General features: G+C 58.0%; 18 protein-coding genes and 2 rRNA genes. 7 read left to right on the top strand and 13 right to left on the bottom strand.

What is annotated here, in order from left to right:
* Positions 1–6: 6 nt before the first annotated feature.
* From pbp2m (CJEIK_RS02145) to CJEIK_RS02135, 3 genes are all read right to left on the bottom strand, one after another.
* Positions 7–1788: a penicillin-binding protein PBP2M gene (gene pbp2m, locus CJEIK_RS02145; protein WP_011273099.1), complete on the bottom strand. Its 1782-nt coding sequence runs from the start codon at positions 1786–1788 to the stop codon at positions 7–9.
* A gap of 113 nt (positions 1789–1901) precedes the next feature.
* Positions 1902–2732 (bottom strand): serine hydrolase, encoded by an 831-nt coding sequence (locus CJEIK_RS02140; protein ID WP_011273098.1) that lies wholly within the window; start codon positions 2730–2732, stop codon positions 1902–1904.
* On the bottom strand, positions 2729–3589 hold the full coding sequence (locus CJEIK_RS02135) for a LysR family transcriptional regulator (protein WP_012360809.1): 861 nt from the start codon (positions 3587–3589) through the stop codon (positions 2729–2731). Before CJEIK_RS02135 ends, CJEIK_RS02140 begins: the two co-directional genes overlap by 4 nt.
* 114 nt (positions 3590–3703) lie before the next feature.
* On the opposite strand from CJEIK_RS02135, the gene CJEIK_RS02130 reads away from it, so the two are divergent.
* Positions 3704–5284 carry a helicase-associated domain-containing protein gene (locus CJEIK_RS02130; protein WP_115597293.1) on the top strand — a complete coding sequence of 527 codons (1581 nt, stop codon included), beginning with the start codon at positions 3704–3706 and terminating at the stop codon, positions 5282–5284.
* A gap of 16 nt (positions 5285–5300) precedes the next feature.
* On the opposite strand, the gene pbp2m (CJEIK_RS02125) is transcribed toward CJEIK_RS02130, so the two are convergent.
* The 3 genes from pbp2m (CJEIK_RS02125) to CJEIK_RS02115 form a co-directional block, all read right to left on the bottom strand.
* The gene (pbp2m, locus tag CJEIK_RS02125) at positions 5301–7082 is read right to left on the bottom strand and encodes a penicillin-binding protein PBP2M (protein WP_011273099.1); all 1782 of its coding nucleotides are present in this window, start codon (positions 7080–7082) and stop codon (positions 5301–5303) included.
* 113 nt (positions 7083–7195) lie between these two features.
* A complete protein-coding gene (locus CJEIK_RS02120) occupies positions 7196–8026 on the bottom strand; it encodes a serine hydrolase (RefSeq protein WP_011273098.1) in 831 nt (276 codons plus the stop codon).
* Positions 8023–8883: a LysR family transcriptional regulator gene (locus CJEIK_RS02115; RefSeq protein ID WP_012360809.1), complete on the bottom strand. Its 861-nt coding sequence runs from the start codon at positions 8881–8883 to the stop codon at positions 8023–8025. The genes CJEIK_RS02120 and CJEIK_RS02115 overlap by 4 nt, the downstream gene beginning before the upstream one ends.
* 114 nt (positions 8884–8997) lie before the next feature.
* Here CJEIK_RS02115 and CJEIK_RS02110 point away from each other — a divergent pair, with 114 nt between their 5' ends.
* The 6 genes from CJEIK_RS02110 (at position 8998) to CJEIK_RS02085 (ending at position 16567) form a co-directional block, all read left to right on the top strand.
* Positions 8998–10644 (top strand): DNA repair helicase XPB, encoded by a 1647-nt coding sequence (locus CJEIK_RS02110; protein ID WP_011273096.1) that lies wholly within the window; start codon positions 8998–9000, stop codon positions 10642–10644.
* A gap of 37 nt (positions 10645–10681) precedes the next feature.
* Positions 10682–11437, top strand: a complete 756-nt coding sequence (locus tag CJEIK_RS02105) for a DUF3239 domain-containing protein (RefSeq protein ID WP_005294463.1) — start codon at positions 10682–10684, stop codon at positions 11435–11437.
* Positions 11438–11575: 138 nt separating this feature from the next.
* Entirely contained in the window at positions 11576–12352 is a 777-nt protein-coding gene (locus tag CJEIK_RS02100) for a LamB/YcsF family protein (protein WP_005294467.1), read from the top strand.
* Positions 12349–14016, top strand: a complete 1668-nt coding sequence (locus CJEIK_RS02095) for a 5-oxoprolinase subunit B/C family protein (RefSeq protein ID WP_005294469.1) — start codon at positions 12349–12351, stop codon at positions 14014–14016. Before CJEIK_RS02100 ends, CJEIK_RS02095 begins: the two co-directional genes overlap by 4 nt.
* Positions 14017–14081: 65 nt before the next feature.
* Entirely contained in the window at positions 14082–15908 is a 1827-nt protein-coding gene (locus CJEIK_RS02090) for an acetyl/propionyl/methylcrotonyl-CoA carboxylase subunit alpha (RefSeq protein ID WP_011273095.1), read from the top strand.
* Between the two features lie 14 nt (positions 15909–15922).
* On the top strand, positions 15923–16567 hold the full coding sequence (locus CJEIK_RS02085) for a GntR family transcriptional regulator (protein WP_005294474.1): 645 nt from the start codon (positions 15923–15925) through the stop codon (positions 16565–16567).
* 35 nt (positions 16568–16602) lie between these two features.
* Here CJEIK_RS02085 and CJEIK_RS02080 read toward each other — a convergent pair whose 3' ends face one another.
* The 7 genes from CJEIK_RS02080 to CJEIK_RS02050 form a co-directional block, all read right to left on the bottom strand.
* Positions 16603–17418 (bottom strand): putative hydro-lyase, encoded by an 816-nt coding sequence (locus CJEIK_RS02080; protein WP_005294477.1) that lies wholly within the window; start codon positions 17416–17418, stop codon positions 16603–16605.
* Between the two features lie 41 nt (positions 17419–17459).
* Positions 17460–18719, bottom strand: coding sequence for an NRAMP family divalent metal transporter (locus tag CJEIK_RS02075; RefSeq protein ID WP_034964844.1), 1260 nt, complete (start codon positions 18717–18719; stop codon positions 17460–17462).
* A 45-nt stretch (positions 18720–18764) separates the two neighbouring features.
* Positions 18765–19751, bottom strand: a complete 987-nt coding sequence (locus CJEIK_RS02070) for an alpha/beta fold hydrolase (protein WP_005294481.1) — start codon at positions 19749–19751, stop codon at positions 18765–18767.
* A 41-nt stretch (positions 19752–19792) separates the two neighbouring features.
* Complete coding sequence (locus CJEIK_RS02065) at positions 19793–22432, bottom strand: ABC transporter permease (protein WP_005294484.1); 2640 nt, start codon at positions 22430–22432, stop codon at positions 19793–19795.
* A 2-nt stretch (positions 22433–22434) separates the two neighbouring features.
* Entirely contained in the window at positions 22435–23187 is a 753-nt protein-coding gene (locus tag CJEIK_RS02060) for an ABC transporter ATP-binding protein (protein WP_005294486.1), read from the bottom strand.
* A 211-nt stretch (positions 23188–23398) separates the two neighbouring features.
* Positions 23399–23516: ribosomal RNA gene (gene rrf / locus CJEIK_RS02055) — 5S ribosomal RNA — on the bottom strand.
* A 153-nt stretch (positions 23517–23669) separates the two neighbouring features.
* Positions 23670–26745 (bottom strand): 23S ribosomal RNA (locus CJEIK_RS02050).
* Positions 26746–26981 lie beyond the last annotated feature (236 nt).

Genomic DNA, 26981 nt, shown 5'->3' with positions numbered 1-26981 from the left:
GCAAGTTTATTGAATTCCAGAGAATTTCTGAACATCCGGCGAGCGAAGGAAACGCCCGGCCATTTCCACAGCTGGCTGAGAAGAATCTCCTTCGATTACAAGGGACGCAATCGCCAATTCCCCTGTCGTTCCAGCGAACCAGCCATTGGAAAGCTTGCCATCAATTTCTGCTGTACCAGTCTTTCCGCCAAGTGCACTAAGATCACTCAACGACCTAGCTGAACCGTGGTCAATTGTTGATTTCATCATCGTCCGGAGGCTTTGAATAGTTGTATCGCTGACATGCTGGTCTGCCTGTTTATTCACTACTGTCTGTTCGCCTTGAATGAGCTGTGGAGGAACAAGCAAGCCGCCGTTAGCGACAGTCGATTGCATGAGCGCAATCCCAAATGGACTAGCTAGAACCTCGCCCTGTCCAATAGAAGCCTCCACACGAGGAGGTCCAGCCGGTGTCCGCGGCACCGAACCAGTAAGTGTGGTCATCCCTGGTACGTCGAAGTCGGAGCCAATTCCGAGTTCTAAAGCAGTCCGTTGCAGATCATCTTCTCCCAAACGATCCGAAATGACCGCTTGGGTTGTGTTACATGATTGGGCGAAAGCTTCTTCCAGTCGAACGCTACCTAGATCGAAGTCATGATCGTTGGGAATCTTGCGTCCAGCGACGGTGATATTGCTAGGACAAGGTAGTTCCTCATCCATGCTGACTACCCCTGCCTCTAGTGCCGCCGCTGTGGTCACAGTTTTGAACGTCGATCCCGGTGGGAATAGCCCGGTGAGTGCGATTGGCCCTTGGTTATTTGCCTTGTCATTTTGTGCAACGGCAAGGACACCTCCTGTTCTAGGATTGAGCACGACTAGAACTGCGGCACGTTGCTCACTGTCCACTGCTTGTTTTGCTGCGCTTTGCAGTGTGTTATCCAGAGTGGTTGCGATTGGCTGAACTCGGCGAGGCGGCTCAGAGGCTACCGTCGTCATACCTTGTGAACTCTCAGCGCGTATCGACCATCCTGAATTAGCATCGAGCACTGACTCCCAATATTTGTTCAATTCAGCATCCAGCGGAGAGTTAAGAGTTTTGGACACGCTTAAGAGACGCCCCTGCTCCACAGTGGAAATTCCCTCAAAGGTCCTAAGTTGCTCTTGTATCTTCCGGAATTCTTCCTGCCTCAAAGTGAGGAGCACGGTGTCTTCATCCTGAGACTCTCCCAAGGTCTGCTCGATCCACTCCTTAGTCGTTGTGGGAGACACTGGTGCAAAAATCTGGGCCAATTCCTGCGCTCTAGAGGCTATGTCTTTGCGACCTCGTACCTGAATAACTTTCGTCCAGGTCATATATTCATTGCCCAAGCGATCTTTAATTGGAAGATCGTACTGTTTATCTTCAGCAAAAAAGAGTGCGGAATCATCGCTCAACTGAGCTTCGAAGATCGAAGGCAACCATTGAGGCTTACCATCCTGTCCACTAAGGACGAGCCGACCATTGCTCTCCAACTCCACACCATCTTTGGACCAAGTCACATGAGTATTCTGCTTTCCATTGGAAATATCAGATTTTTCGATGTTGACCTTCACACCATGTAGTGACTGCCGAAATTCATGAAGGGCGCGCTCCGGGTCTGGATGATCCAGATACCGTGCAGCCTTGCTGTCATCTCCCGCGTTGAAAGCTTTGAGAAATACGTCTGAGTCTGATTCCCACGGTAGAGCTGAACAGCTGCTCAACATCACTGCGGAGAGCGAACAGAGTGCAATCACCGACTGACGGAAACGATTGTGCTTAGTCATCATGGGAGTGACGTTAAGTGAGACGCATTGGATGCCACCAATATCACATAATGCAATTGTCTCATTTCATTTACATATAGGCGATGGTAGAAGTGTGTATTCAAGTGGCAGAAATTCTAACGAAGAGCGTCCACGAGCAGTCTAGCCACTTCGCCAATAGCACCATCGTGAGTACTCATTGCTTGTTCTGGCACCACCTGTTTCAGCATGATGGACACCACAATGGGCTCCTCGCCCTCAACCTGGATAATCGAAGCTTCACCATGGAGAAGTCCTACAGTGCCCGTTTTTCCATAGATATCAACGCCGCTTGGAGGAAAGCCTGAAGGAACACGGTGACGCCACACCTGCAACCCCAAGAGTTCACACATAGATCGACGTACCGCTGCACTATCGTCTTTCCAAACCTGTTCCAAGTCATTAGTTATTTCCGCCAACGAAGAGACTGCAGAAAACGCTATATCTGTACTTCTCCCCCCTTGGGATTGAACATATTGACGCAATTGTTTCTCCGCCGTCACTAAGCTATTCCGATCTTGCAAGTCATAATGAGGTGGAAACCGTTTAAGAAATGCTTCTCGAGCCCACGCAGGCAGTAGACGCAAAATCTCGTGGGCGGCCACGTTATCTGACACCGATGCGACTTGTTTCATTAAGTCTCGGAGACTCACGTTCACTGCGTCATCAAAGGCAGCGAACCCATACCCTTCGTAAGTTCCTTTGGACGGTGCAACGTCAACACGAAGACGAGGATCCAGATCACCTCGTTGAATCGCTTCCAAAGTGAGGTGGAGGAGCCGGATTTTATATAAGGATGCCACCGTAATTTTCTCGTCTTGTTTGCGTCCGATAGTCACCCCATCGTGCAGTCGCGATGCACACCACCATCCCTCACACCCCGACCGCGTCAACACGTTTTCCAGGGCCATCTCCATCCGTGCAGTCATTGGTTAATCCTTCGACAAATTCTTTCGGCGACCGCCATGGCCTCGGCGCCATTGTCCATCCCACCTCGGCGAACCACTACATCCACGGAAAAATCGAAACGGGAAGGAAGCTCAATAGCATTGTCAAACTGGTGAAAACCGCGAAATACCAAAGACATCCCCTCCCCTCTTCCAATCAATAAGCCCCTACCTAGAGCATCCTCTGAATCATTAATTTCGCAAGACACACCCGACCGAAATAGCTCTCTCGCCAAACCACTGGCTGCACTTGAATTGTCATTCAGGTTCTCCACCAGCAGATTCAATTGAGACAAGGTCTTATCCAACCTTGAATACCCCGGCGGCACCACTAGATCACGTGACAGAGAAAACTGCCTCGCACTGCGGTGAGTACCCAAGGGAACCGGAGCTTGAACAAGCCCCGCATGAATAGCGCCTTCTTCAACACGGGCAAGAATCTCAACAGAAGGCAGTGACGACAAAACTACTCCATCATGCTGCTGTGCCTTTGCTGCAATACGCGATCCTATCTCGCTTGGAAGCGCACTACTGATGGCCAAACGAAACCCGCTTTGCGCACCACTTCGGATACCGTCAATCATCGAATGCATAGTCTGAAGATCGCGATTAATCACCCGGGCATATGGAAGCAAGGTCAACCCTGCCTCGGTTAGTTTCACTTCCCCCGCCCCTCGGATAAATAGCGGTGTACCTACACCAGCTTCTAAGCGCTTAATGGCATTGGAGACAGGCGGCTGACTCACTCCCAGTCGCGCTGCCGCCGCTGTAAAACTACCGGTCTCCGCTAAAGCCACGAAATACTGCCATTGGCGCAGATTTCCCGTCTGAGCAATCATGGGTCTCAGCATAGTGGAGCACGAGTTCGCACCACTGCAGCGTAGAATGATGTCTTTGGCTTGAGCAACACCGTCGCGGTGGCGTCGATAAACAAAAAGGAAGTGACACACAGCGTGGGCATTGGAAACGGACCGCTCATTGTGCAGTCGGACAAGACAGTGCTGCTGGAAATCGACCACGAACAGGCGCAAGAGGCGCGCACCGCGCTGGCGCCGTTCGCGGAGCTGGAGCGCGCACCCGAGCACGTACACACCTACCGCATCACCCCGCTAGCGCTGTGGAACGCCCGTGCCGCCGGGCACGACGCGGAACAGGTCATGGACGTGCTGGAAACCTACTCGCGGTTCCCCGTCCCGCAGCCACTGCTCATCGACATTGCCGACACGATGGATCGCTACGGGCGACTGAAGCTCATCAAGCACCCCGCGCACGGGCTCGTGTTGGAGACGACGGACAGGGCTGTGCTGACGGAGATCCGGCGTCACAAAAAAATAAAGCCCATGTTGGGCGCGGAGATCGACGAGGACTCGGTCGTTGTACACCCTTCCGAGCGCGGCAGGCTCAAGCAGGAACTGCTGAAGGTCGGCTGGCCCGCAGAGGACCTGGCGGGATACGTCGACGGCGAGGCACACCCCATCGAGCTGTCGCAGGAACACGAAGAATGGCAGCTCCGCGACTACCAGGAGATGGCGGCCGACAGCTTCTGGGAAGGCGGCTCGGGTGTGGTCGTCCTGCCGTGTGGTGCCGGCAAGACGATGGTCGGCGCGGCCTCGATGGCCAAGGCAAAGGCCACCACCCTGATCCTGGTGACGAACACCGTCGCGGGCAGACAGTGGAAGGACGAGCTGGTGCGCCGCACCTCCCTGACCGAGGACGAAATCGGCGAATACTCCGGAGAGAAGAAGGAGATCCGCCCCGTAACCATCGCTACTTACCAGGTGGTTACCCGCAAGTCGAAGGGCGAATACCGGGCGCTAGAACTGTTCGACTCCCGCGACTGGGGCTTGATCATCTACGACGAGGTGCACCTGCTGCCCGCCCCGGTGTTCCGCATGACCTCCGACCTGCAGTCCCGCCGCCGCCTGGGGCTCACCGCCACCCTGGTGCGCGAGGACGGCCGCGAAGGCGACGTCTTCAGCCTAATCGGGCCGAAGCGCTATGACGCCCCATGGAAGGACATCGAGGCCTTCCTGGATCGCATGTCCCCCGGCGGTCTCTCGTCCGTTCCCCAGTCCCTGCGGTATTTGATTGACGACGCCACCAGGGCATTCCAGCAGGGCTCCGCCACCGAACCCCACTCGGCTCGTGTCCCGTCTCGCGTGGATACTCCCCAGCGCAACATCATGGACATCACTGGGGACTCCACCGAGATCGCCTCGGAGATCGACGGCGCCGTGGAGGGTTTTCGCCGCGCCCACGACCAGGCCATCGCCGTGGACCCGGCGGACGGCACGAAGGCCTCGGACACCCGGACCTTCCGCTCGCCGCGGGAGATCATGTCCGAGCTGCGCCGCGCCTATACCGCGGGCACACAGGTGCGCCTGCACTACGTGGACTATGCGGGTGCCACCAGCCATGACTGGATCTCCATCGTGATGATGACCCCCTCCACCATCTCCGCGGTGCTCGAATCCACCGGGGAGAGCCTCACGATCCAACCCCACCGCATCGCTGCGGTGGACGTGCCGTGCTAGAGGTTATGACGCAAGTTTATTGAATTCCAGAGAATTTCTGAACATCCGGCGAGCGAAGGAAACGCCCGGCCATTTCCACAGCTGGCTGAGAAGAATCTCCTTCGATTACAAGGGACGCAATCGCCAATTCCCCTGTCGTTCCAGCGAACCAGCCATTGGAAAGCTTGCCATCAATTTCTGCTGTACCAGTCTTTCCGCCAAGTGCACTAAGATCACTCAACGACCTAGCTGAACCGTGGTCAATTGTTGATTTCATCATCGTCCGGAGGCTTTGAATAGTTGTATCGCTGACATGCTGGTCTGCCTGTTTATTCACTACTGTCTGTTCGCCTTGAATGAGCTGTGGAGGAACAAGCAAGCCGCCGTTAGCGACAGTCGATTGCATGAGCGCAATCCCAAATGGACTAGCTAGAACCTCGCCCTGTCCAATAGAAGCCTCCACACGAGGAGGTCCAGCCGGTGTCCGCGGCACCGAACCAGTAAGTGTGGTCATCCCTGGTACGTCGAAGTCGGAGCCAATTCCGAGTTCTAAAGCAGTCCGTTGCAGATCATCTTCTCCCAAACGATCCGAAATGACCGCTTGGGTTGTGTTACATGATTGGGCGAAAGCTTCTTCCAGTCGAACGCTACCTAGATCGAAGTCATGATCGTTGGGAATCTTGCGTCCAGCGACGGTGATATTGCTAGGACAAGGTAGTTCCTCATCCATGCTGACTACCCCTGCCTCTAGTGCCGCCGCTGTGGTCACAGTTTTGAACGTCGATCCCGGTGGGAATAGCCCGGTGAGTGCGATTGGCCCTTGGTTATTTGCCTTGTCATTTTGTGCAACGGCAAGGACACCTCCTGTTCTAGGATTGAGCACGACTAGAACTGCGGCACGTTGCTCACTGTCCACTGCTTGTTTTGCTGCGCTTTGCAGTGTGTTATCCAGAGTGGTTGCGATTGGCTGAACTCGGCGAGGCGGCTCAGAGGCTACCGTCGTCATACCTTGTGAACTCTCAGCGCGTATCGACCATCCTGAATTAGCATCGAGCACTGACTCCCAATATTTGTTCAATTCAGCATCCAGCGGAGAGTTAAGAGTTTTGGACACGCTTAAGAGACGCCCCTGCTCCACAGTGGAAATTCCCTCAAAGGTCCTAAGTTGCTCTTGTATCTTCCGGAATTCTTCCTGCCTCAAAGTGAGGAGCACGGTGTCTTCATCCTGAGACTCTCCCAAGGTCTGCTCGATCCACTCCTTAGTCGTTGTGGGAGACACTGGTGCAAAAATCTGGGCCAATTCCTGCGCTCTAGAGGCTATGTCTTTGCGACCTCGTACCTGAATAACTTTCGTCCAGGTCATATATTCATTGCCCAAGCGATCTTTAATTGGAAGATCGTACTGTTTATCTTCAGCAAAAAAGAGTGCGGAATCATCGCTCAACTGAGCTTCGAAGATCGAAGGCAACCATTGAGGCTTACCATCCTGTCCACTAAGGACGAGCCGACCATTGCTCTCCAACTCCACACCATCTTTGGACCAAGTCACATGAGTATTCTGCTTTCCATTGGAAATATCAGATTTTTCGATGTTGACCTTCACACCATGTAGTGACTGCCGAAATTCATGAAGGGCGCGCTCCGGGTCTGGATGATCCAGATACCGTGCAGCCTTGCTGTCATCTCCCGCGTTGAAAGCTTTGAGAAATACGTCTGAGTCTGATTCCCACGGTAGAGCTGAACAGCTGCTCAACATCACTGCGGAGAGCGAACAGAGTGCAATCACCGACTGACGGAAACGATTGTGCTTAGTCATCATGGGAGTGACGTTAAGTGAGACGCATTGGATGCCACCAATATCACATAATGCAATTGTCTCATTTCATTTACATATAGGCGATGGTAGAAGTGTGTATTCAAGTGGCAGAAATTCTAACGAAGAGCGTCCACGAGCAGTCTAGCCACTTCGCCAATAGCACCATCGTGAGTACTCATTGCTTGTTCTGGCACCACCTGTTTCAGCATGATGGACACCACAATGGGCTCCTCGCCCTCAACCTGGATAATCGAAGCTTCACCATGGAGAAGTCCTACAGTGCCCGTTTTTCCATAGATATCAACGCCGCTTGGAGGAAAGCCTGAAGGAACACGGTGACGCCACACCTGCAACCCCAAGAGTTCACACATAGATCGACGTACCGCTGCACTATCGTCTTTCCAAACCTGTTCCAAGTCATTAGTTATTTCCGCCAACGAAGAGACTGCAGAAAACGCTATATCTGTACTTCTCCCCCCTTGGGATTGAACATATTGACGCAATTGTTTCTCCGCCGTCACTAAGCTATTCCGATCTTGCAAGTCATAATGAGGTGGAAACCGTTTAAGAAATGCTTCTCGAGCCCACGCAGGCAGTAGACGCAAAATCTCGTGGGCGGCCACGTTATCTGACACCGATGCGACTTGTTTCATTAAGTCTCGGAGACTCACGTTCACTGCGTCATCAAAGGCAGCGAACCCATACCCTTCGTAAGTTCCTTTGGACGGTGCAACGTCAACACGAAGACGAGGATCCAGATCACCTCGTTGAATCGCTTCCAAAGTGAGGTGGAGGAGCCGGATTTTATATAAGGATGCCACCGTAATTTTCTCGTCTTGTTTGCGTCCGATAGTCACCCCATCGTGCAGTCGCGATGCACACCACCATCCCTCACACCCCGACCGCGTCAACACGTTTTCCAGGGCCATCTCCATCCGTGCAGTCATTGGTTAATCCTTCGACAAATTCTTTCGGCGACCGCCATGGCCTCGGCGCCATTGTCCATCCCACCTCGGCGAACCACTACATCCACGGAAAAATCGAAACGGGAAGGAAGCTCAATAGCATTGTCAAACTGGTGAAAACCGCGAAATACCAAAGACATCCCCTCCCCTCTTCCAATCAATAAGCCCCTACCTAGAGCATCCTCTGAATCATTAATTTCGCAAGACACACCCGACCGAAATAGCTCTCTCGCCAAACCACTGGCTGCACTTGAATTGTCATTCAGGTTCTCCACCAGCAGATTCAATTGAGACAAGGTCTTATCCAACCTTGAATACCCCGGCGGCACCACTAGATCACGTGACAGAGAAAACTGCCTCGCACTGCGGTGAGTACCCAAGGGAACCGGAGCTTGAACAAGCCCCGCATGAATAGCGCCTTCTTCAACACGGGCAAGAATCTCAACAGAAGGCAGTGACGACAAAACTACTCCATCATGCTGCTGTGCCTTTGCTGCAATACGCGATCCTATCTCGCTTGGAAGCGCACTACTGATGGCCAAACGAAACCCGCTTTGCGCACCACTTCGGATACCGTCAATCATCGAATGCATAGTCTGAAGATCGCGATTAATCACCCGGGCATATGGAAGCAAGGTCAACCCTGCCTCGGTTAGTTTCACTTCCCCCGCCCCTCGGATAAATAGCGGTGTACCTACACCAGCTTCTAAGCGCTTAATGGCATTGGAGACAGGCGGCTGACTCACTCCCAGTCGCGCTGCCGCCGCTGTAAAACTACCGGTCTCCGCTAAAGCCACGAAATACTGCCATTGGCGCAGATTTCCCGTCTGAGCAATCATGGGTCTCAGCATAGTGGAGCACGAGTTCGCACCACTGCAGCGTAGAATGATGTCTTTGGCTTGAGCAACACCGTCGCGGTGGCGTCGATAAACAAAAAGGAAGTGACACACAGCGTGGGCATTGGAAACGGACCGCTCATTGTGCAGTCGGACAAGACAGTGCTGCTGGAAATCGACCACGAACAGGCGCAAGAGGCGCGCACCGCGCTGGCGCCGTTCGCGGAGTTGGAGCGCGCACCCGAGCACGTACACACCTACCGCATCACCCCGCTAGCGCTGTGGAACGCCCGTGCCGCCGGGCACGACGCGGAACAGGTCATGGACGTGCTGGAAACTTACTCGCGGTTCCCCGTCCCGCAGCCACTGCTCATCGACATTGCCGACACGATGGATCGCTACGGGCGACTGAAGCTCATCAAGCACCCCGCGCACGGGCTCGTGTTGGAGACGACGGACAGGGCTGTGCTGACGGAGATCCGGCGTCACAAAAAAATAAAGCCCATGTTGGGCGCGGAGATCGACGAGGACTCGGTCGTTGTACACCCTTCCGAGCGCGGCAGGCTCAAGCAGGAACTGCTGAAGGTCGGCTGGCCCGCAGAGGACCTGGCGGGATACGTCGACGGCGAGGCACACCCCATCGAGCTGTCGCAGGAACACGAAGAATGGCAGCTGCGCGACTACCAGGAGATGGCGGCCGATAGCTTCTGGGAGGGCGGCTCGGGTGTGGTCGTCCTGCCGTGTGGTGCCGGCAAGACGATGGTCGGCGCGGCCTCGATGGCCAAGGCAAAGGCCACCACGCTGATCCTGGTGACGAACACCGTCGCGGGCAGACAGTGGAAGGACGAGCTGGTGCGCCGCACCTCCCTGACGGAGGATGAGATCGGCGAATACTCCGGAGAGAAGAAGGAGATCCGCCCCGTAACCATCGCTACTTACCAGGTGGTTACGCGCAAGTCGAAGGGTGAATACAGGGCGCTAGAACTGTTCGACTCCCGCGACTGGGGCTTGATCATCTACGACGAGGTGCACCTGCTGCCCGCCCCGGTGTTCCGCATGACCTCCGACCTGCAGTCTCGCCGCCGTCTGGGGCTGACTGCCACCCTGGTGCGCGAGGACGGCCGCGAAGGTGACGTCTTCAGCCTGATCGGGCCGAAGCGTTATGACGCCCCGTGGAAGGACATCGAATCGCAGGGCTGGATCGCCCCGGCGGACTGCACCGAGGTGCGCGTGCAGCTGACCGAAGCAGAGCGGATGGTTTATGCAACCGCCGAGCAATCCGACAAATACCGCCTGGCCGCCACCACCCCGACGAAGACGAAGGTGGTACGCAAGATCATGGACATGCACCCGGACGAGCCGACGCTCATCATCGGCGCGTACATCGACCAGCTGGAGGAGATCGCCGAGGAGCTGGATGTGCCCGTCATCGACGGCAAGACTGGCAATGCCAAGCGCGAGAAGCTTTACCAGCAGTTCCGCGATGGTGAGCTGAAGACGCTGGTGGTTTCCAAGGTGGCGAACTTCAGCATCGACCTGCCCGGCGCATCCGTGGCCATCCAGATCTCCGGCACGTTCGGCTCGCGTCAGGAGGAGGCGCAACGCCTGGGCCGCATCCTGCGCCCGAAGCCGGACGGCGGTGGGGCGTTTTTCTACTCCATCGTCGCGCGTGACACACTAGACGCAGATTATGCCGCGCACCGTCAGCGCTTCTTGGCTGAGCAGGGCTACGGCTACCGCATCGTCGATTCCTTCGACCTTTAGAATCTTCTCAGACCGATCCTCTGTTTTAAGGAGCCCCATGTCCGCCGCCCAGCAGCCTATGCAGGTTGACTTCAACTTCGACGTCGATGAGGAGTATGCACGCAAGCACAACGAGTTCCTGCGCGATGCGAAGCGTATGCAGGTTTCGGCAGGCGTGCTGGCCGCCGTTCTGATTGTGATCGTCGCCGTGCTGCTAATCACCGCGGGCTCCCAGTGGTGGGCCTTGGCGATTAGCTTCGCGCTGGGTGTGTTCGCGCTGCTGTGCCTGATCCTGATCCCGGTGCTGCCGCGCAAGATGGGCTCGCCGCAGCAATACTTCGACATGTACCAGCTGGCCCCGGCGATGATCGCGGAGGTCAACGCGCGCGACATGGTGCTGTTGATGCTTGTGGACGCCTCTACCGAGCCAGTGAAAACCGTTCCCGCCCTGGCCTACCGCACCGTGACCTCTGTGCCGGGTGTTCCTCGCGAGGTCGGTGCGCGAGTGCCGTCGATGGCCGTGACCGGCTACCGGCCCACGCGCGGGCCGAAGGTGTACGAGGAGATCTCTCCCATGCCGGTGGCGTGGGGCACTGGGGATGCGAAGGTGTGGAAGCGTGCGGAGCGGGCGATCAGCACGAACCTGTGGAACCGCCTGGAGGGTCTGCTGGACCAGGTGGACAAGGCCAAGCAGGCTAACCGCAGTGTGTACGTTCTGGAAGACGGCAAGGCTGACGCCAAGCCGGCGAGCAACCAAGGCGGGCAGGACAAGCAAGACAAGCAGGACAAGAAAGCCAAAAAGGGTAAAAAATAACGCAGGTCACCGTTGCGACAGGCGGGTGATTGATTTCACAATGGTTGTGTAGGTCACTAAACTGGCACGCACATTGTTGAACAATCCGGCCGGAGGTGCGGCTTTCCCTCACTCCCGGCCACACAAGGAGTCGATCACATGTCCACCACCCGCAGTTCGCTTTCCATCGACCTGAACGCCGACCTCGGAGAAACGACCGGCGGCAACCCCGTCAGCGACGACGCCGCAATGGTGGCCATCGTCTCCAGCGCCAACGTCGCCTGCGGCTTCCACGCCGGCGATGCCCACGCAATCTCCAACACCCTGGCCGCCGCCGCGGAGAACAACGTCACCGTCGGCGCACACGTCGGCTACAACGACCAGGCTGGTTTCGGCCGCCGCTTTATCGACTACTCCCCCGCCGAGCTGGCTGACGAGGTTCTCTACCAGATCGGCGCCCTCGACGCGCTGGCTAAAGCGCGAGGCACGCAGGTGCGCTACGTCAAGCCCCACGGCGCAATGTACAACACGATCGTCCACCACGAGGCCCAGGCCAAGGCGGTCATCGAGGGCATCAAGGCCTTCGGCGCGGACCTGCCCGTGATGCTATTGCCCGGCGCGGTTGCCGCCGACTACGCGGAAAAGGCCGGTCTGCGAGTGATCAACGAGGTCTTCGCCGACCGCGCCTACAACCCGGACGGCACTCTGGTCTCCCGCCGCGAAAACGGCGCCGTTCTGCACGACCCGGAGGTCGTCGCCCGCCGCGTGGTGCGCATGGCCGAGGAAGGCACAATCGAGGCCATCGACGGCTCCACCATCCGCACCACCGCCGATTCCGTGTGCGTCCACGGCGATTCCCCCGGCGCGGTCGCCATGGCAGAGCGCATCGCCGCCGAACTGCAGTCCAACAACATCACCATCGGGAGCTTCCTGTGAGCCACACCGTTTCCCCCGTCGGCACCCGCGCCGTCATCGTAGACCTGCCCGACCTTGCCACCGTGATGGCCTGGCACGCCTCGCTCGTCGCCAGCCCCTTGCCCGGTCAGGTCGAGGCCATCGCCGCGGCGCGCACTGTACTTGTTTGTTTTGACGCCCACTCCTCCGCCATCGCCGGTTTGAATTCCCTGCGGGACTTCCACCCGCAGAGCTCTGCGGAGGCCAACCCGCGGGAGGTCACCATTGACGTCGTCTACGACGGCGAGGATCTGGCGGATGTCGCGGAGCTGATGAGTATCTCCACCGAGGAGCTCATCACCCGCCACACCCAGCAGCAGTGGCTAGCAGCCTTCGGTGGCTTCGCCCCGGGCTTTACCTACTGCGTGCCGGCTGCAGGCGACCAGTCCTACACCTGGGACGTGCCTCGTCGCAGCTCCCCGCGCACCGCCGTTCCGGCGGGCGCGGTCGGCTTGGCCGGACAGTTCTCCGCCGTCTATCCCCGTACCTCTCCCGGCGGCTGGCAACTGCTAGGCCACACCACGCAGCCAATGTGGGATACGAATGCAGAGCAACCTGCGCTGCTGCAGCCTGGCGATACTGTGCGCTATCGCCAGGTACGCGAATCCATCAGCGCTGAGTCTGGCTCCGGACAGGAGACCACGGCCGGCGCAGGCGTGGGGGCGTCACAAAGCAAGAAACCTATCGTCCCAGCGCGACCAAGCCTAGAGGTCCTAGACGCGGGGCTGCAGACCCTGTTCCAGGACACGGGACGCGCAGGCCACGGCGACATCGGCGTGAACGGGTCCGGCGCGGTCGATCGGGCCAGCGCCTGGGCGGCAAACGACGTGGTGGGCAACGCCTCGAGTGCAACGGTGTTGGAGAACATCGGCGGCATCGAACTACAAGCCCTGGTGGATACCGCCGTATGCGTGACAGGTGCACGTGCGAACGTATCGATCGGCCGGCGAACTTTTGAACTAGGTTCTCCGGTGCAGGTGAAGGCTGGGCAGACGCTGAAGGTAGAACCACTCGGCGGGGCGGGCAACGGCCTACGCAACTACGTGGCCGTACGCGGCGGGCTGGTGACGGACGAGGTCCTGGGCTCCAACTCCACCGATATTCTTTCCGGGCTGGGGCCACAGCCCGTGGCCACCGACGACGTATTGAAGGCCGGGCGCCGTACTGCCCGAGCCTCCGTCGGTAGTGCGACCACCAACCCCTTTGATGGCACGAACGTACTGCGTTGTGTGGCCGGGCCGCGCAACGACTGGTTCGGCGAAGCAGAACTGCAACGATTCACGGAGCTCGAATGGATCGTGACGGGCCAGTCGAACCGCGTGGGGCTGCGCCTGGCGCTAGCAGAGGGGAACGAAGCGCCGGAACCCCTACAGCGCGACCGCGACGGCGAACTAGCCAGCGAGGGCATGGTTAGCGGCAGCATTCAGGTTCCGCCGAATGGGTTGCCCGTGGTGTTCCTGGCAGACCACCCGGTGACCGGCGGCTACCCCGTTATCGCCACTGTCATCGACAAGGACCTGGACAAGGCCGGCCAGCTTGGGCCGGGCGATACTGTGCGATTCGAGCTGATCGACTTCACACAGCCGGCAAGCGCTGAGACTGCCTCGCAAGAAGACACGCCTAAAACCCAGGCTAAAACCCAGTAATGCGCCCCGACACAACGCTCAAGACGACAACAACCGCAACGACCGCAACGACAAGGAACGAACCCATGAGCCACGAGACCTTCCCACTACAGACCGTCCTCATCGCCAACCGCGGCGAGATCGCCGTTCGCATCGCCCGCGCAGCCCGGGACCTCGGCATTCGCTCCATCGCCGTCGTTTCCGAGGCAGACGTGGACAACCTGCACGCAAAGATCGCCGACGAGGCTTACACCCTGCCCGGCAATACCGCCGCTGAAACGTACATGAACATCCCAGCCCTACTGGATATCGCCCTGCGTGCTGGCGCAGACTGCGTGCACCCCGGCTACGGCTTCCTTTCGGAGAATGCAGACTTCGCCCGCGCCGTCGCGGAGGCTGGTTTGACCTGGGTCGGCCCCACACCGGAGGCCATTGAGACCCTGGGCAACAAGGTCGCTGCTCGCGCCCTGGCCACCGAGGTTGGCGCCCCGCTGGCGCCCGGCACCCCGGATCCGATCCCGAACTGGGAGCAGGCCCGCGATTTCGCCGACGAGCACGGCATGCCCATCGCCATCAAAGCCGCATTCGGCGGCGGTGGCCGTGGTCTGAAGGTCGTGCACGATTACAACGACATCGAGGCCGCCTTCGAGTCCGCAGGTCGTGAGGCCAAGGCAGCCTTCGGTCGTGGCGAGTGCTACGTGGAGAAATTCCTGACCAAGCCCCGCCACGTGGAGGCGCAGGTGCTGGCCGATACGCACGGCAACGTGCGCGTCGTTGGCACGCGCGATTGCTCTGTGCAGCGCCGCTTCCAGAAGCTCGTCGAGGAGGCCCCGGCGCCGTTCCTGACGGATAAGCAGCGTACCGACATCATCGAGGGCTCCCGCTCCATCTGCCAGGCTGCGAACTACACGGGCGCGGGCACCGTGGAGTTCATCGTCGCCGAGGACGGCACCGTCAGCTTCCTAGAGGTCAACACCCGCGTGCAGGTCGAGCACCCCGTCACCGAGGTCGTGACTGGAGTGGATATCGTCGGCGAGCAGTTCCGCATCGCCGCCGGCCTGCCGCTCAGCTTCGATGAGGATCCGGTCAGCGACGGTCACGCCTTCGAGTTCCGCATCAACGCGGAGGACGCTGCCAATGGCTTCGTCCCCTCTCCCGGCGCCGTCACCCAGTTCGAGGTTCCGACGGGTCCGGGCATCCGCGTAGACGCGGGCGTGCGCGCTGGCTCCACCATCCCGGGATTCTACGATTCCCTGATGGCCAAGCTGATCGTCAAGGGACCGAATCGCGAGATTGCTCTACGCCGCGCCCAGGCTGCTTTGGCTGAGATGCGCATTCAGGGGGTGCGCACCGTACTGCCGTTCCACAAGGACATCGTTACCCACCCCGCGTTCTGCGGTGACGATCTGCACGTCTACACCGACTGGGTGGATAAGGAGTACGAGCCGGGCATCGGCGCGGGTTATGCAGGATCTTCCCCCGAGGACGTCGAGGATGCCTACACCGAGCGCACTACTCTTACCGTGGAGATCGACGGCCGCCTGCACCGCGTGAGCCTTCCTTCTTCCTTCGGCGTTGCTACCGCTGCTTCTTCAGGTGCGGACGCCACCTCGGCCTCCTCCACCACCGGTTCCAGCGCGGCCGATGGTAACTCCGGCGCGGACGCCTCGGCGGGTAGCTCCGCCGGTGGCAGCACCGACGCTAACGCCGTGGTGTGCCCGTACACCGGTGTGCTGGTGAAGTGGCAGGTCGCCGATGGCGATTCCGTGGAGGTCGGCCAGCCGATCGCCACTATCGAGGCCATGAAGATGGAATCCACGGTGGAGGCCAAGTCCGCCGGTACTATCACGCTGGCGCAGCTGAATCCGGGCGACAATGTGTCGAAGGGTGACGCACTGGGGCACATTGCGTAATAAGCTGTACTGCTATGCACTCCCAGTCGGCTATCGCGCATTCAGCTCTTCTTGACGGCATCGCTTCCGGTGCCTATGCACCGGGCGAGAAGCTCAATGAGGTGAACGTGGCCCAGTCGCTGGGAATCTCCCGCAACACTCTGCGGGAAGCTTTCGCCACCCTGGTTTCGGAGGGCCTGCTGGAGCGGATCCCCAACCGGGGTGTTTTTATTGCGGAGCCCACTCGTGAGGACTTGGCTGACATGTACGCTGCCCGCACAGTGCTGGAGCCGGGGGCACTTCTGTGGGGCCAACGGAAAGGCTTGGACAAGTTGGAGGGGATCGTCTCCACCGCCGAAGATCTGCGAGATTCCGTGGGTTCCCATGCCACCGACGAGCATATCCGTGCTATCGCGGATGCGAACCAGGATTTTCACCGCGCGATTGTCGCCAGTGCAGGGTCCGAGGGGCTGAACCAGTCAATGGATCGTATTTTGGCGCAGATGCGCCTGGGGTTTGCCCGCGCCAACCGCCTGAACCACGAGTTCCACGTGGAGTTCATCGCGCAGAACCGCACGGTGACAGATCTAATCGCAGAAGAGCGTTGGCAGGAGGCAGCAAGTCAGCTGGCCAGGTTCCTACAGCGCACGGGCGATAACATCGAGCGTTATTTCGGCTAAGAAACGCGCACGAGGTTTCTCTCTGGGGTGTGTACTCAGGGCACCTGGTACTGCAGGTCGCGCGCATCGGTGATCAACATGTGCCCAGGGGCGTGGCAGATCGCGAATTCGGGCTTGGATTCCATCACCACCGATTGAGGGGTCACGCCACACGCCCAGAAGACAGGGATTGTGCCGGCGGGGATATCCACAGCCTCGCCGAAGTCCGGGTTGTTCAGATCTTGGATGCCGATGGCGGCAGGATCACCCACATGCACCGGAGCGCCGTGTACTGCCGGGTAACGGGAGGTAATGCGTACCGCGTCGGCTACTTGTGCAGCCGGGATGGGGCGCATGGAGACGACCATCGGGCCAGAGAAAGCCCCCGCGGAATTGGTGGGAATGCTCGTGCGATACATGGGCACGTTCTTGCCCTGGGCGATGTGTTCCACCGGCACGCCGTTATCCAGAAGCGCGGTCTCGAATGTGAAAGAACAGCCAATGATAAAGCTGACTAGATCTTCGCGCCATACGTCGCGCACGTCCGGGACCTCGCTGTCCAGCTGGCCTTTGCGGTACACGCGGTACAGAGGAATGTCGCTGCGTATGTCCCCGTCCGCCAGCAGCTCGGAGGAAACCTGTCCGGCCTCCAGCACGCCGAGCAGCGGGCACGGCTTCGGGTTGCGCTGGGCGAACAGCAGGAAGTCGAATGCTTGCTCTTGGGGCAGGGTGATCAGGTTCGCCTGTGCATAGCCCCGCGAGTAGCCCGAGGTGTGAGCCACGGTGCCGGCGCGGAAGATCTGACGCGCCTGTTGTGGCGAGAATGCACCTGGATTCCCCTGATACTCCTGCCCTACGACCTCGTCTGCCATTTCCGTGGCTCCCTTTTCTACCTCTTATGCTCCGATTCTTCTTATGCCCAGATGCCCGGAAGCTTGCTCATGGAGTTCCATCCCAGATAGACCGTCAGCACCCAGGTAATCACGCCCACCACCAACAGCCAGGTTGGGTACTTGTAGTTCTGCAGCAGGTCGCGGCGGCGCCAGGCCACCCACAGAACCACGGCGAAGCCGATCGGCAGGATTAGGCCGTTGAAAGCCCCGGCGAAGATCAACAGCTTCTGCGGAGCCTGGTTCAGGATCAGGTAGATCACAGCGCACACGGCGATGAAAGCCACGACGAGCCAGTTGAAGGTGGACTTCTTCATCGACTGCGGGGTAACGAAGGTCAGGGAGGTGTAGGAAGCCCCCACCACAGAGGTCAGGCCTGCGGCCCACAGCACCACGCCGAAGAAGCGCACGCCGATGTCGCCAGCGGCATGGCGGAACGCGTCTGCGGCCATGTTATCGCCGGCCAGCGTCACGCCCGAAGCGACCACGCCCAGGATCGCCAGGAACAGAAGCGTACGCATCACACCGGTCACGATGATGCCGGAGACCGAAACCTTGGTGATCGTGTTGACGTTCTGTACTCCAGTCTGCCCGGAATCAATCATGCGGTGTGCGCCCGCGAAGGTGATGTATCCACCGACCGTGCCGCCGATAAGGGTGGTGATCACCAGGAAGTCCACCTCGGTCGGCGCCACTGTGTTTCTCAGAGCTTCACCTAGTGGCGGCGCGGAAACTACTGCGACGTAAATCATCAGCAAAATCATGATGGCACCCAGGCCAACAACGATGCGGTCCAGAGCCATACCCGCGCGCTTCGACAGGAAGATGAAGATCGCGATCGCTGCGGACAACCCGCCGCCTAGCAGTGGGTCCCAGCCGAGCATCGCATTGATACCCAAGCCCGTTCCGCCGATATTGCCGATGTTGAAGATCAGCCCGCCGATGAACACGAACGCTGCCATGACCCAGCCGAGCCCCGGCAGAATCTCATTGCCCAACTCGTTGGCGCGCTTGCCGGATACGCCCAGCACGCGCCAAACGTTCAGCTGGATGGCGATGTCCACCAGGATGGAGACGAGGATCGCAAACGCGAACGCCGCGCCCATCTCCACCGTAAACACGGTGGTTTGGGTGATGAATCCCGGGCCGATGGCGCTGGTGGCCATGAGGAACATTGCGCCCATTGACGCGGTGAATGTAGCCGCGCGGGCAGCTTCGGGCTTTCCGCCTGCTGGTTTGCTTTCTGCGGGCGTGCTGCCCTCGTGCTGATCTGTGTTCGACATGTCGGCACCTTTCTATCAGTGATTTGTATCACTTTAGAATGTTGTTCAACAATCCGCAACTGCCTTCTGCAGCCATTCCGCCAGCTCATCCACTCGCTGTCGCCACACCGCGGGAGCCGCAATGATATGTTCACTGTCGTACTCGTAAAACTGCACCTCGGCGCCGCTTTCCTCGAAGTACTTCTTAATGACGCCCCCTGCGGTTCCCCTGCTGTCGAACTTTGCATAGGAGACTGCTGTGGGCACCCCTGCAATATCCACCGCGAATCCTTCCGGAATTCGCGGGCTGAGCGCCGTCAAAAAATCCAGCTTAAAGTCCGGCCCCAGAGCCGAGCTCAGTGCCGATCCCACCACCTGGCCCGCGGCCACCAGTCCACTGCCGAACACCACCAGGCCGAAGGACTTTGGCGCCAGCTCCTCCTTGATCTGCACAACCGCTTCCGCCACGTCCTGCTGAGTAAGGTCCCAGGATCCGTAGCCGGGCAACGGATATGTCAGATCCACAATGGTCACCCCGGAACGCTCCGCAAGAGCGGCGAAGAGGGGAAGCCAGAACTGGTCGTGGCTTGCACCGTCACCGAACCAGCCTGGTCCGCCGTGCAGGCTGACGGCTACGGCCCCGGTGGGATCAGGGGGCGTCAATACCGTTCCAACTACCCCATCCGGCAGTGAAGGATGCTGCGACGTCCATGGTTCGGCCTGCACCTGGGAGGTATAGGCGACGTGCGGCATGCGGTGATCCAACCCCGCGCCCAGCACCAGCAAGCTGCTGTGCGCAAGCAGATCGGGGACTCGCGCCCACATACGCTCCGTCTCGTCCACCAGCTCGGCGGGGACGGGGCAGGACTGCTCCTTGTAAGGGATTCCCTCGTCATTGACAAGGGAATTGAAGATCTCCGGGTAGTTATCCTCAAAGAAGTTGTTTAGCTGGCCCAGCTGCTGTCTAGCATTCAGCGGTTCCACGCCAGCCTGCACGTCACCGCTAGTGCCTGGCAGGTTAACAATGTCGGAGTTCGGGGTCTGCTCGCTCATAGTTAGCCATTGTAGTTTCGACCCCGGACAAGGTCCCTGCTTTAGTCGGCAATCGCTTCCAGCGGGGTGGTCTTCGCCGCCTTGTGCGCCGGCCACAGAGCGGCAAGCACTCCCACTATGCCGGAGCCCACAATCATGCCAGTCAGCAGCTGCCACGGCAGGACCGCGTTGTCCAAGCCCTCAGAAGCTAGCACCTTTACGAAGACCCAGCCCAGGCCCACGCCGATGAGCACACCCACCAGTGCGCCGTAGATGGCGATCTGCACGGCCTCGAGGATGATCATGCGACGCACTTGCTTGCGGAACATGCCCACAGCACGCAACATGCCGATTTCCTGGCGGCGTTCAATCACGTTCAGCGCCAAGGTGTTGATGATGCCCAAGATCGCCACCAGGATCGAGAGCGCCAGCATGGCATTCAGGATCATCAGCATCTGGTCGATGCTGCTGGATACGGTACCCGCGTACTCGGTGGGAGTCAGCACATCTGCCACGATGAACGGCTCCACGGCCTTGCTAACGTTGTCCTTAAGATCCTTCTCGCTGATATTCCCATCGCCGTGGACGAGAATCTGCAAGATGCTTAGATCTTCCGTCTCGTCGAGGGGTTTGCCCTGCCCCACGAAGGGCTTCAGCGCGGCCTCGTTGAGCAGAGTCTGCGACTGCAGCGGCTCGGTGTAGATCCCCAGCAGCTTGATTTTGCCCATTTCGCCCTGACCAACGCGATACATCGGCACCTTGTCGCCGACCTTCCACTTCATGGCCTTGGCCTTGTTCTCGGAAGCATAGAAACCCGGCTCGTCGGACTTCATTTCCTCTCCCAGGGAGCTAAGCCCCATGGACTTACCGAGAGGCCCCTTGAAGTAGAACGCATAATTCCCCGCATAGGTCACATTGCTTTCGGCTAACGGCTTGCCTACGCTAACCGGCGCCACTCCCAGGGTCGAGTGCGAGCCCACGCCATCTGCTTCGTCTACGGCCTTCTCCACACCCTGCGGCAGTGGGAAGCCCTGGTTCTGCGGGCCGCTGACCACCAGGTCGGACTTCACCGTGTCACCAATCATGTCCTCCATGGCGCTCTTCATCGTCGCGCCGACCATTCCAAACGCCGCCACCAGCGCCACGCCCAAGGTCAGGGCGAACGCTGTTGTTGCGGTGCGTCGCGGATTCCTTCGGGAGTTTGTGGACGCCAACTTTCCAACCGTCCCAAATGGAGCGCCCAAGACGCGCCCCAGTGCGGGGACAACTGGAATGGATAGTGCCGGAGAGACCAGGAAGGTGCCAAGAATCACCAACAGGGAACCGACACCCAGAATGCTTGCCCTTGCACCAGTGTCGGCGTCCTTAAGAACAAGAGCGACCACCGCGGCGGCGACACCGAGAAGGAACACGATGGCGCCGGAGATTGTGCGTAGCTTCAGCGGTGATGCGCTGGAGACATCGCCAGAGCGCATCGCCTCGACCGGGTGTACGCGACCGGCACGGCGCGCCGGAGACCATGCGGAAGCCACGGTAATGAGCACGCCGATAATGAGGGGCAACAACACTGCCTGCAGGGTGAGGCTGAGGCCAGTGCTTGGCAGGCCGAACCCGGCCATGTCCATGATTGCGAAGATGCCCTTGGCCAGCCCCATGCCGGCCAGAATGCCCAAGGCCGAACCGACAACACCAACAAGCACGGCTTCGAACACAACCGAAGTTGTCAGCTGGCCACGGGAGGCTCCCAGAGAGCGCAGCAACGCAAACTCCCGTATGCGTTGGGCGACGACCATGGAAAAAGTATTAGCGATGATGAACGCGCCCACCAATAGGCTGACCAGAGCGAAGGCGAGCAGGAAGTAGTTGACGAAGCTAAGTCCGTCCTGAATCTCCTGGGTCGCCTTCTCCACGATCGAGTCGCCAGTGACAACCTCGTATTCAGGAAAATCTTCCTGGACGGATTCCTTTAGTTGCTCCGCGGTCACGCCATCTTTCGCGGACAACCAAAAACCGTCAGGGAAAGTGCCGTTGGTGTAGCGGTCGATATAGACCTGGGTGTCAAGCGCCAGGCCGAGGTAACCGCCTACAGAGAAGTCTGTGTCGTAGATACCGACGATTGTGTACTCGTGACTATCGCGAACGTCGATGGCTTTCAGAGTGTCGCCGATGTGTACGCCGTGCTTCTCGGCGGCATCGGAGTTGATTATCGCCTCCTTCGCCCCCTTGGGCTCGCGCCCGTCGACCACGGTGATGGCGGGACCAGGTGCGTTTTCGCCGGTGTCATTGGGTGCTACTACAGAAGGAGCGCCACCGGTGCTGAGCTGCTTGTTGTCCTTGGCGACCACAACACTCGTCTCAGAGCCCATAGCGACGCCCTTGACGTCTTTGTGCTGCTCTAGCTTCTCCCTGGTCTCCTGAGTGATCGGCTTGGTTGGGTCCTTCTGGGTGACCTCGACATCCACTGAAGAGTAGATGTTGCTGAAGACACCATCGAAGGACTTCTGCATCATGTCCGTAAACATGAGCGATCCCGAAATGAAAGCTGTGCCCAGAACTACCGCAAGAATGGTGAGTAGAAAACGAACCTTGTTCGCCAACACACTGCGGTAGGAGACCTTGGCAACTGCGCGGGCGTGGTTGGTATGAGACTTCCCCGCATCGGTTGGACCACGATGCTTAGCGCTACGAGTGGCGTTGGACATGGCTAGTGGTCCTCCAGTTTGCCCATGACGCCCAGAACGGCGTCCACGTCAGGCTTTTCTAGCTCATCTGCGATTCGTCCGTCGGCTAGGAAAACAACACGGTCTGCGTAGGAGGCAGCCTTCGGATCGTGGGTAACGATGACAACTGTCTGGTTGTCCTTATCAACGGCGTTGCGCAGAATACTGAGTACTTCTGCGGAACTGTTGGAATCGAGGTTGCCAGTTGGCTCGTCACCAAAGATGATCTCCGGTTGAGCAACCAAAGCGCGAGCGCAGGCAACCCGCTGCTGTTGACCACCTGAAAGCTCGGACGGACGGTGATCTAGACGGTCTTTTAGCCCGAGGCGTACGACAACTTCGTCAAACCAGTCTTGGTTGACCTTGCGGCCTGCGATGTCCAGCGGAAGGGTGATGTTTTCCTTTGCGGTCAGGGTGGGGACCAAGTTGAAAGACTGGAAGATAAAGCCCAGGCGGTCACGGCGTAGAGCGGTAATCTGCTTGTCGTTAAGCGTGGAGATGTCGGTATCGCCGATGTATGCCTTACCACTAGAAATGGAATCAAGCCCAGCCATGCAATGCATAAGTGTGGATTTGCCGGAACCGCTAGGCCCCATGATGGCGGTGAACTGCCCGTCGTGGAAGTCGATGGAGATTCCGTCGAGTGCCTTAACCTCAGTTTCTCCGTGACCGTAGATTTTCCTTACATCCACGGCCCGAGCGGCGCTGGGCAATTGCTTGTTCTCTGAGTGGTTCATCAACGATGCTCCAAGCTAGTTCGGTGGCTAATTCCACTAATTGGTGGGCTAAACGAGCAAATAATGCCCGGGGAGGCGAAATTGTTCGACTAAAGCAATTATAAGCGTTTGGAGCAACAGAGGCAGACGCCAAGAACTCGGAAATGGCAAAAAGACCCAGAGCACTTTCCCTCTACTGGGAAAGGCTCTGGGCCTCTCTATATAGTTTTAGTGCCGGCGGTGACTTACTCTCCCACACCCTCCCAGGTGCAGTACCATCAGCGCAGGTAGGCTTAGCTTCCGGGTTCGGAAAGGGACCGGGCGTGACCCCACCGCTAACAACCACCGACAAACCACAACAGAACAAAACACACACCCAACCAAACCCCACAACCGGGGCTTACTGGTGTGTAGTGCCGTTCCAGACACTGCATAACAGACGCGAGCACAATTTAGCGACAATCCGAAATCGTCTCAGCAACAACCACACAACAAAAGTGGCTTTTGTGTTGAACATCGGCTAATTAGTACCGGTCACCTCCATCACTCACATGACTTCCAGATCCGGCCTATCAACCCCATAATCTATAGGGAACCTCAAAAGAAACCTCATCTCAGAACAGGCTTCCCGCTTAGATGCTTTCAGCGGTTATCCCTCCCATACGTAGCCAACCAGCCATGCCACGGGCGTGACAACTGGCCCACCAGAGGTATGTCCGTCCCGGTCCTCTCGTACTAGGGACAGCCTTCTTCAAGTTTCAACGCGCACGGCGGATAGAGACCGAACTGTCTCACGACGTTCTAAACCCAGCTCGCGTGCCGCTTTAATGGGCGAACAGCCCAACCCTTGGGACCTACTCCAGCCCCAGGATGCGACGAGCCGACATCGAGGTGCCAAACCATCCCGTCGATATGGACTCTTGGGGAAGATCAGCCTGTTATCCCCGGGGTACCTTTTATCCGTTGAGCGACACCGCTTCCACAAGCCGGTGCCGGATCACTAGTCCCTACTTTCGTACCTGCTCGACCTGTCAGTCTCACAGTCAAGCTCCCTTGTGCACTTACACTCAACACCTGATTGCCAACCAGGCTGAGGGAACCTTTGGGCGCCTCCGTTACACTTTGGGAGGCAACCGCCCCAGTTAAACTACCCACCAGGCACTGTCCCTAACCCGGATCACGGGCCGAGGTTCAGATGCCCAATCCGATCAGAGTGGTATTTCACCAACGACTCCACAACCACTAGCGTGGCCACTTCACAGTCTCCCACCTATCCTACACAAACCGAACCGAACACCAATACCAAGCTATAGTGAAGGTCCCGGGGTCTTTTCGTCCTGCCGCGCGTAACGAGCATCTTTACTCGTACTGCAATTTCACCGGGCCTGTGGTTGAGACAGCAGGGAAGTCGTTACGCCATTCGTGCAGGTCGGAACTTACCCGACAAGGAATTTCGCTACCTTAGGATGGTTATAGTTACCACCGCCGTTTACTGGGGCTTAAATTCTCCGCTTCGACCACAAGGATCTAACAGGTCCTCTTAACCTTCCAGCACCGGGCAGGCGTCAGTCCGTATACATCGACTTACCGTCTTCGCACGGACCTGTGTTTTTAGTAAACAGTCGCTTCCCTCTATTCTCTGCGACCACCACCAGCTCAACACGTCGTTCACCAGCAGTGGCACCCCTTCTCCCGAAGTTACGGGGCCATTTTGCCGAATTCCTTAACCACAGTTCACCCGAACGCCTTAGTATTCTCTACCTGACCACCTGTGTCGGTTTACGGTACGGGCCGTACATGCACTCACTAGAGGCTTTTCTCGACAGCATAGGATCACCAACATCCCCACAACGGGTACGCATCACGCCTCACCCACATGCAGGACGGATTTACCAATTCCTGCGGGCCACACGCTTACACCACAATCCAATAAGTGGCTTGGCTACCTTCCTGCGTCACCCCATCGCTTGGCTACTACCAGATCAGGTCCCACGCATCCACACACCACACACACAAAGTGTGAGTGGCATCCTTCAGGGCGGTTAGTATCACTGATTCACCATTGGTCGCACACACACGGGTACGGGAATATCAACCCGTTAACCATCGACTACGCCTGTCGGCCTCGCCTTAGGACCCGACTCACCCTGGGAAGATTAGCTTGACCCAGGAACCCTTAGTCATCCGGCGGATACGTTTCACACGCATCATTCGCTACTCATGCCTGCATTCTCACTCGCATAACCTCCACCACACGGTCACCCGGCAGCTTCAACGATCACACGACGCTCCCCTACCAACCCAACCAAAAGATTGAGTTCCGCGGTTTCGGCGGTGTACTTGAGCCCCACTACATTGTCGGCGCAGAACCACTCGACCAGTGAGCTATTACGCACTCTTTCAAGGATGGCTGCTTCTAAGCCAACCTCCTGGCTGTCTTCGCGATCCCACATCCTTTTCCACTTAGCACACTCTTAGGGGCCTTAACCGGCGATCTGGGCTGTTTCCCTCTCGACTAACGAAGCTTATCCCCCGCAGTCTCACTGCCGCGCTCTGACTTACCGGCATTCGGAGTTTGGCTGACGTCGCTAAGATGATAGTCCCGCTCAACCAACCAGTAGCTCTACCTCCGGCAAGAAACACACGACGCTGCACCTAAATGCATTTCGGGGAGAACCAGCTATCACGGAGTTTGATTGGCCTTTCACCCCTACCCACAACTCATCCCCTCAGTTTTCAACCTAAGTGGGTTCGCGCCTCCACAGCCTCTTACAGCTGCTTCACACTGGCCATGGGTAGATCACCCCGCTTCGGGTCCAGGACATGCCACTACAAACACCCTAATTAGGATTCGGTTTCCCTACGGCTACCCCACAACACGGGTTAACCTCGCGACATGCCGCTGACTCGCAGGCTCATTCTTCAAAAGGCACGCCATCACCCTCTAAAGGCTCTGACGGCTTGTAGGCACACGGTTTCAGGTACTATTTCACTCCCCTCCCGGGGTACTTTTCACCATTCCCTCACGGTACTCATACACTATCGGTCACAATAAGTATTCAGGCTTACCGGGCGGTCCCGGCAGATTCACAGCAGATTCCACGAGCCCGCTGCTACTCGGGTAAATCATGTCAACCCCAACACCACATGCTTTCACGTACCGGACTCTCACCGTCTACGGCAGGCCATTCCAAACCACTTCCGCTAACACACAATGCCGGGGCACGGCATGGCAGCACCGCACAACACAACCCCACAACCCCACACACGCAACCCCTGCCAGGTATCACACGCATGCAGTTTAGCCAAAATCCACGTTCGCTCGCCGCTACTAGCAGAATCATTATTATTTTCTTCTCCTGCGGGTACTAAGATGTTTCACTTCCCCGCGTTACCACCACACAGACTATGAATTCATCCATGCAGCGACCACACACAACTGTGGCCAGGTTTCCCCATTCGGACACCCTCGAATCAACGCTCGATTGACAACTCCCCGAGGACTATCGCGGCCTTCCACGTCCTTCATCGGCTTATCATGCCCAAGGCATCCACCGTGCGCCCTTCACAGACAACACACAATACTAAGACACCCACACACCAACCACACAAACAAAACATTCATGTAATCAGCGCGTGAACAAAAATGATTTCAAACAAAAAATCACAAAAAGAAGATACTCGCGTCCACTATACAGTTCTCAAACAACACTGAACACCCACAACACACCAACGAAACACTCCGTCAGCCCATCGAAAGCATCCACAATCAGGAACAACAGATTGTCCCAGACACCCAACAACATGACAAACCA

Source organism: Corynebacterium jeikeium (genome assembly GCF_028609885.1).
Taxonomy (GTDB): domain Bacteria; phylum Actinomycetota; class Actinomycetes; order Mycobacteriales; family Mycobacteriaceae; genus Corynebacterium; species Corynebacterium jeikeium.
This window is presented reverse-complemented; position numbering and strand designations above follow the sequence as displayed.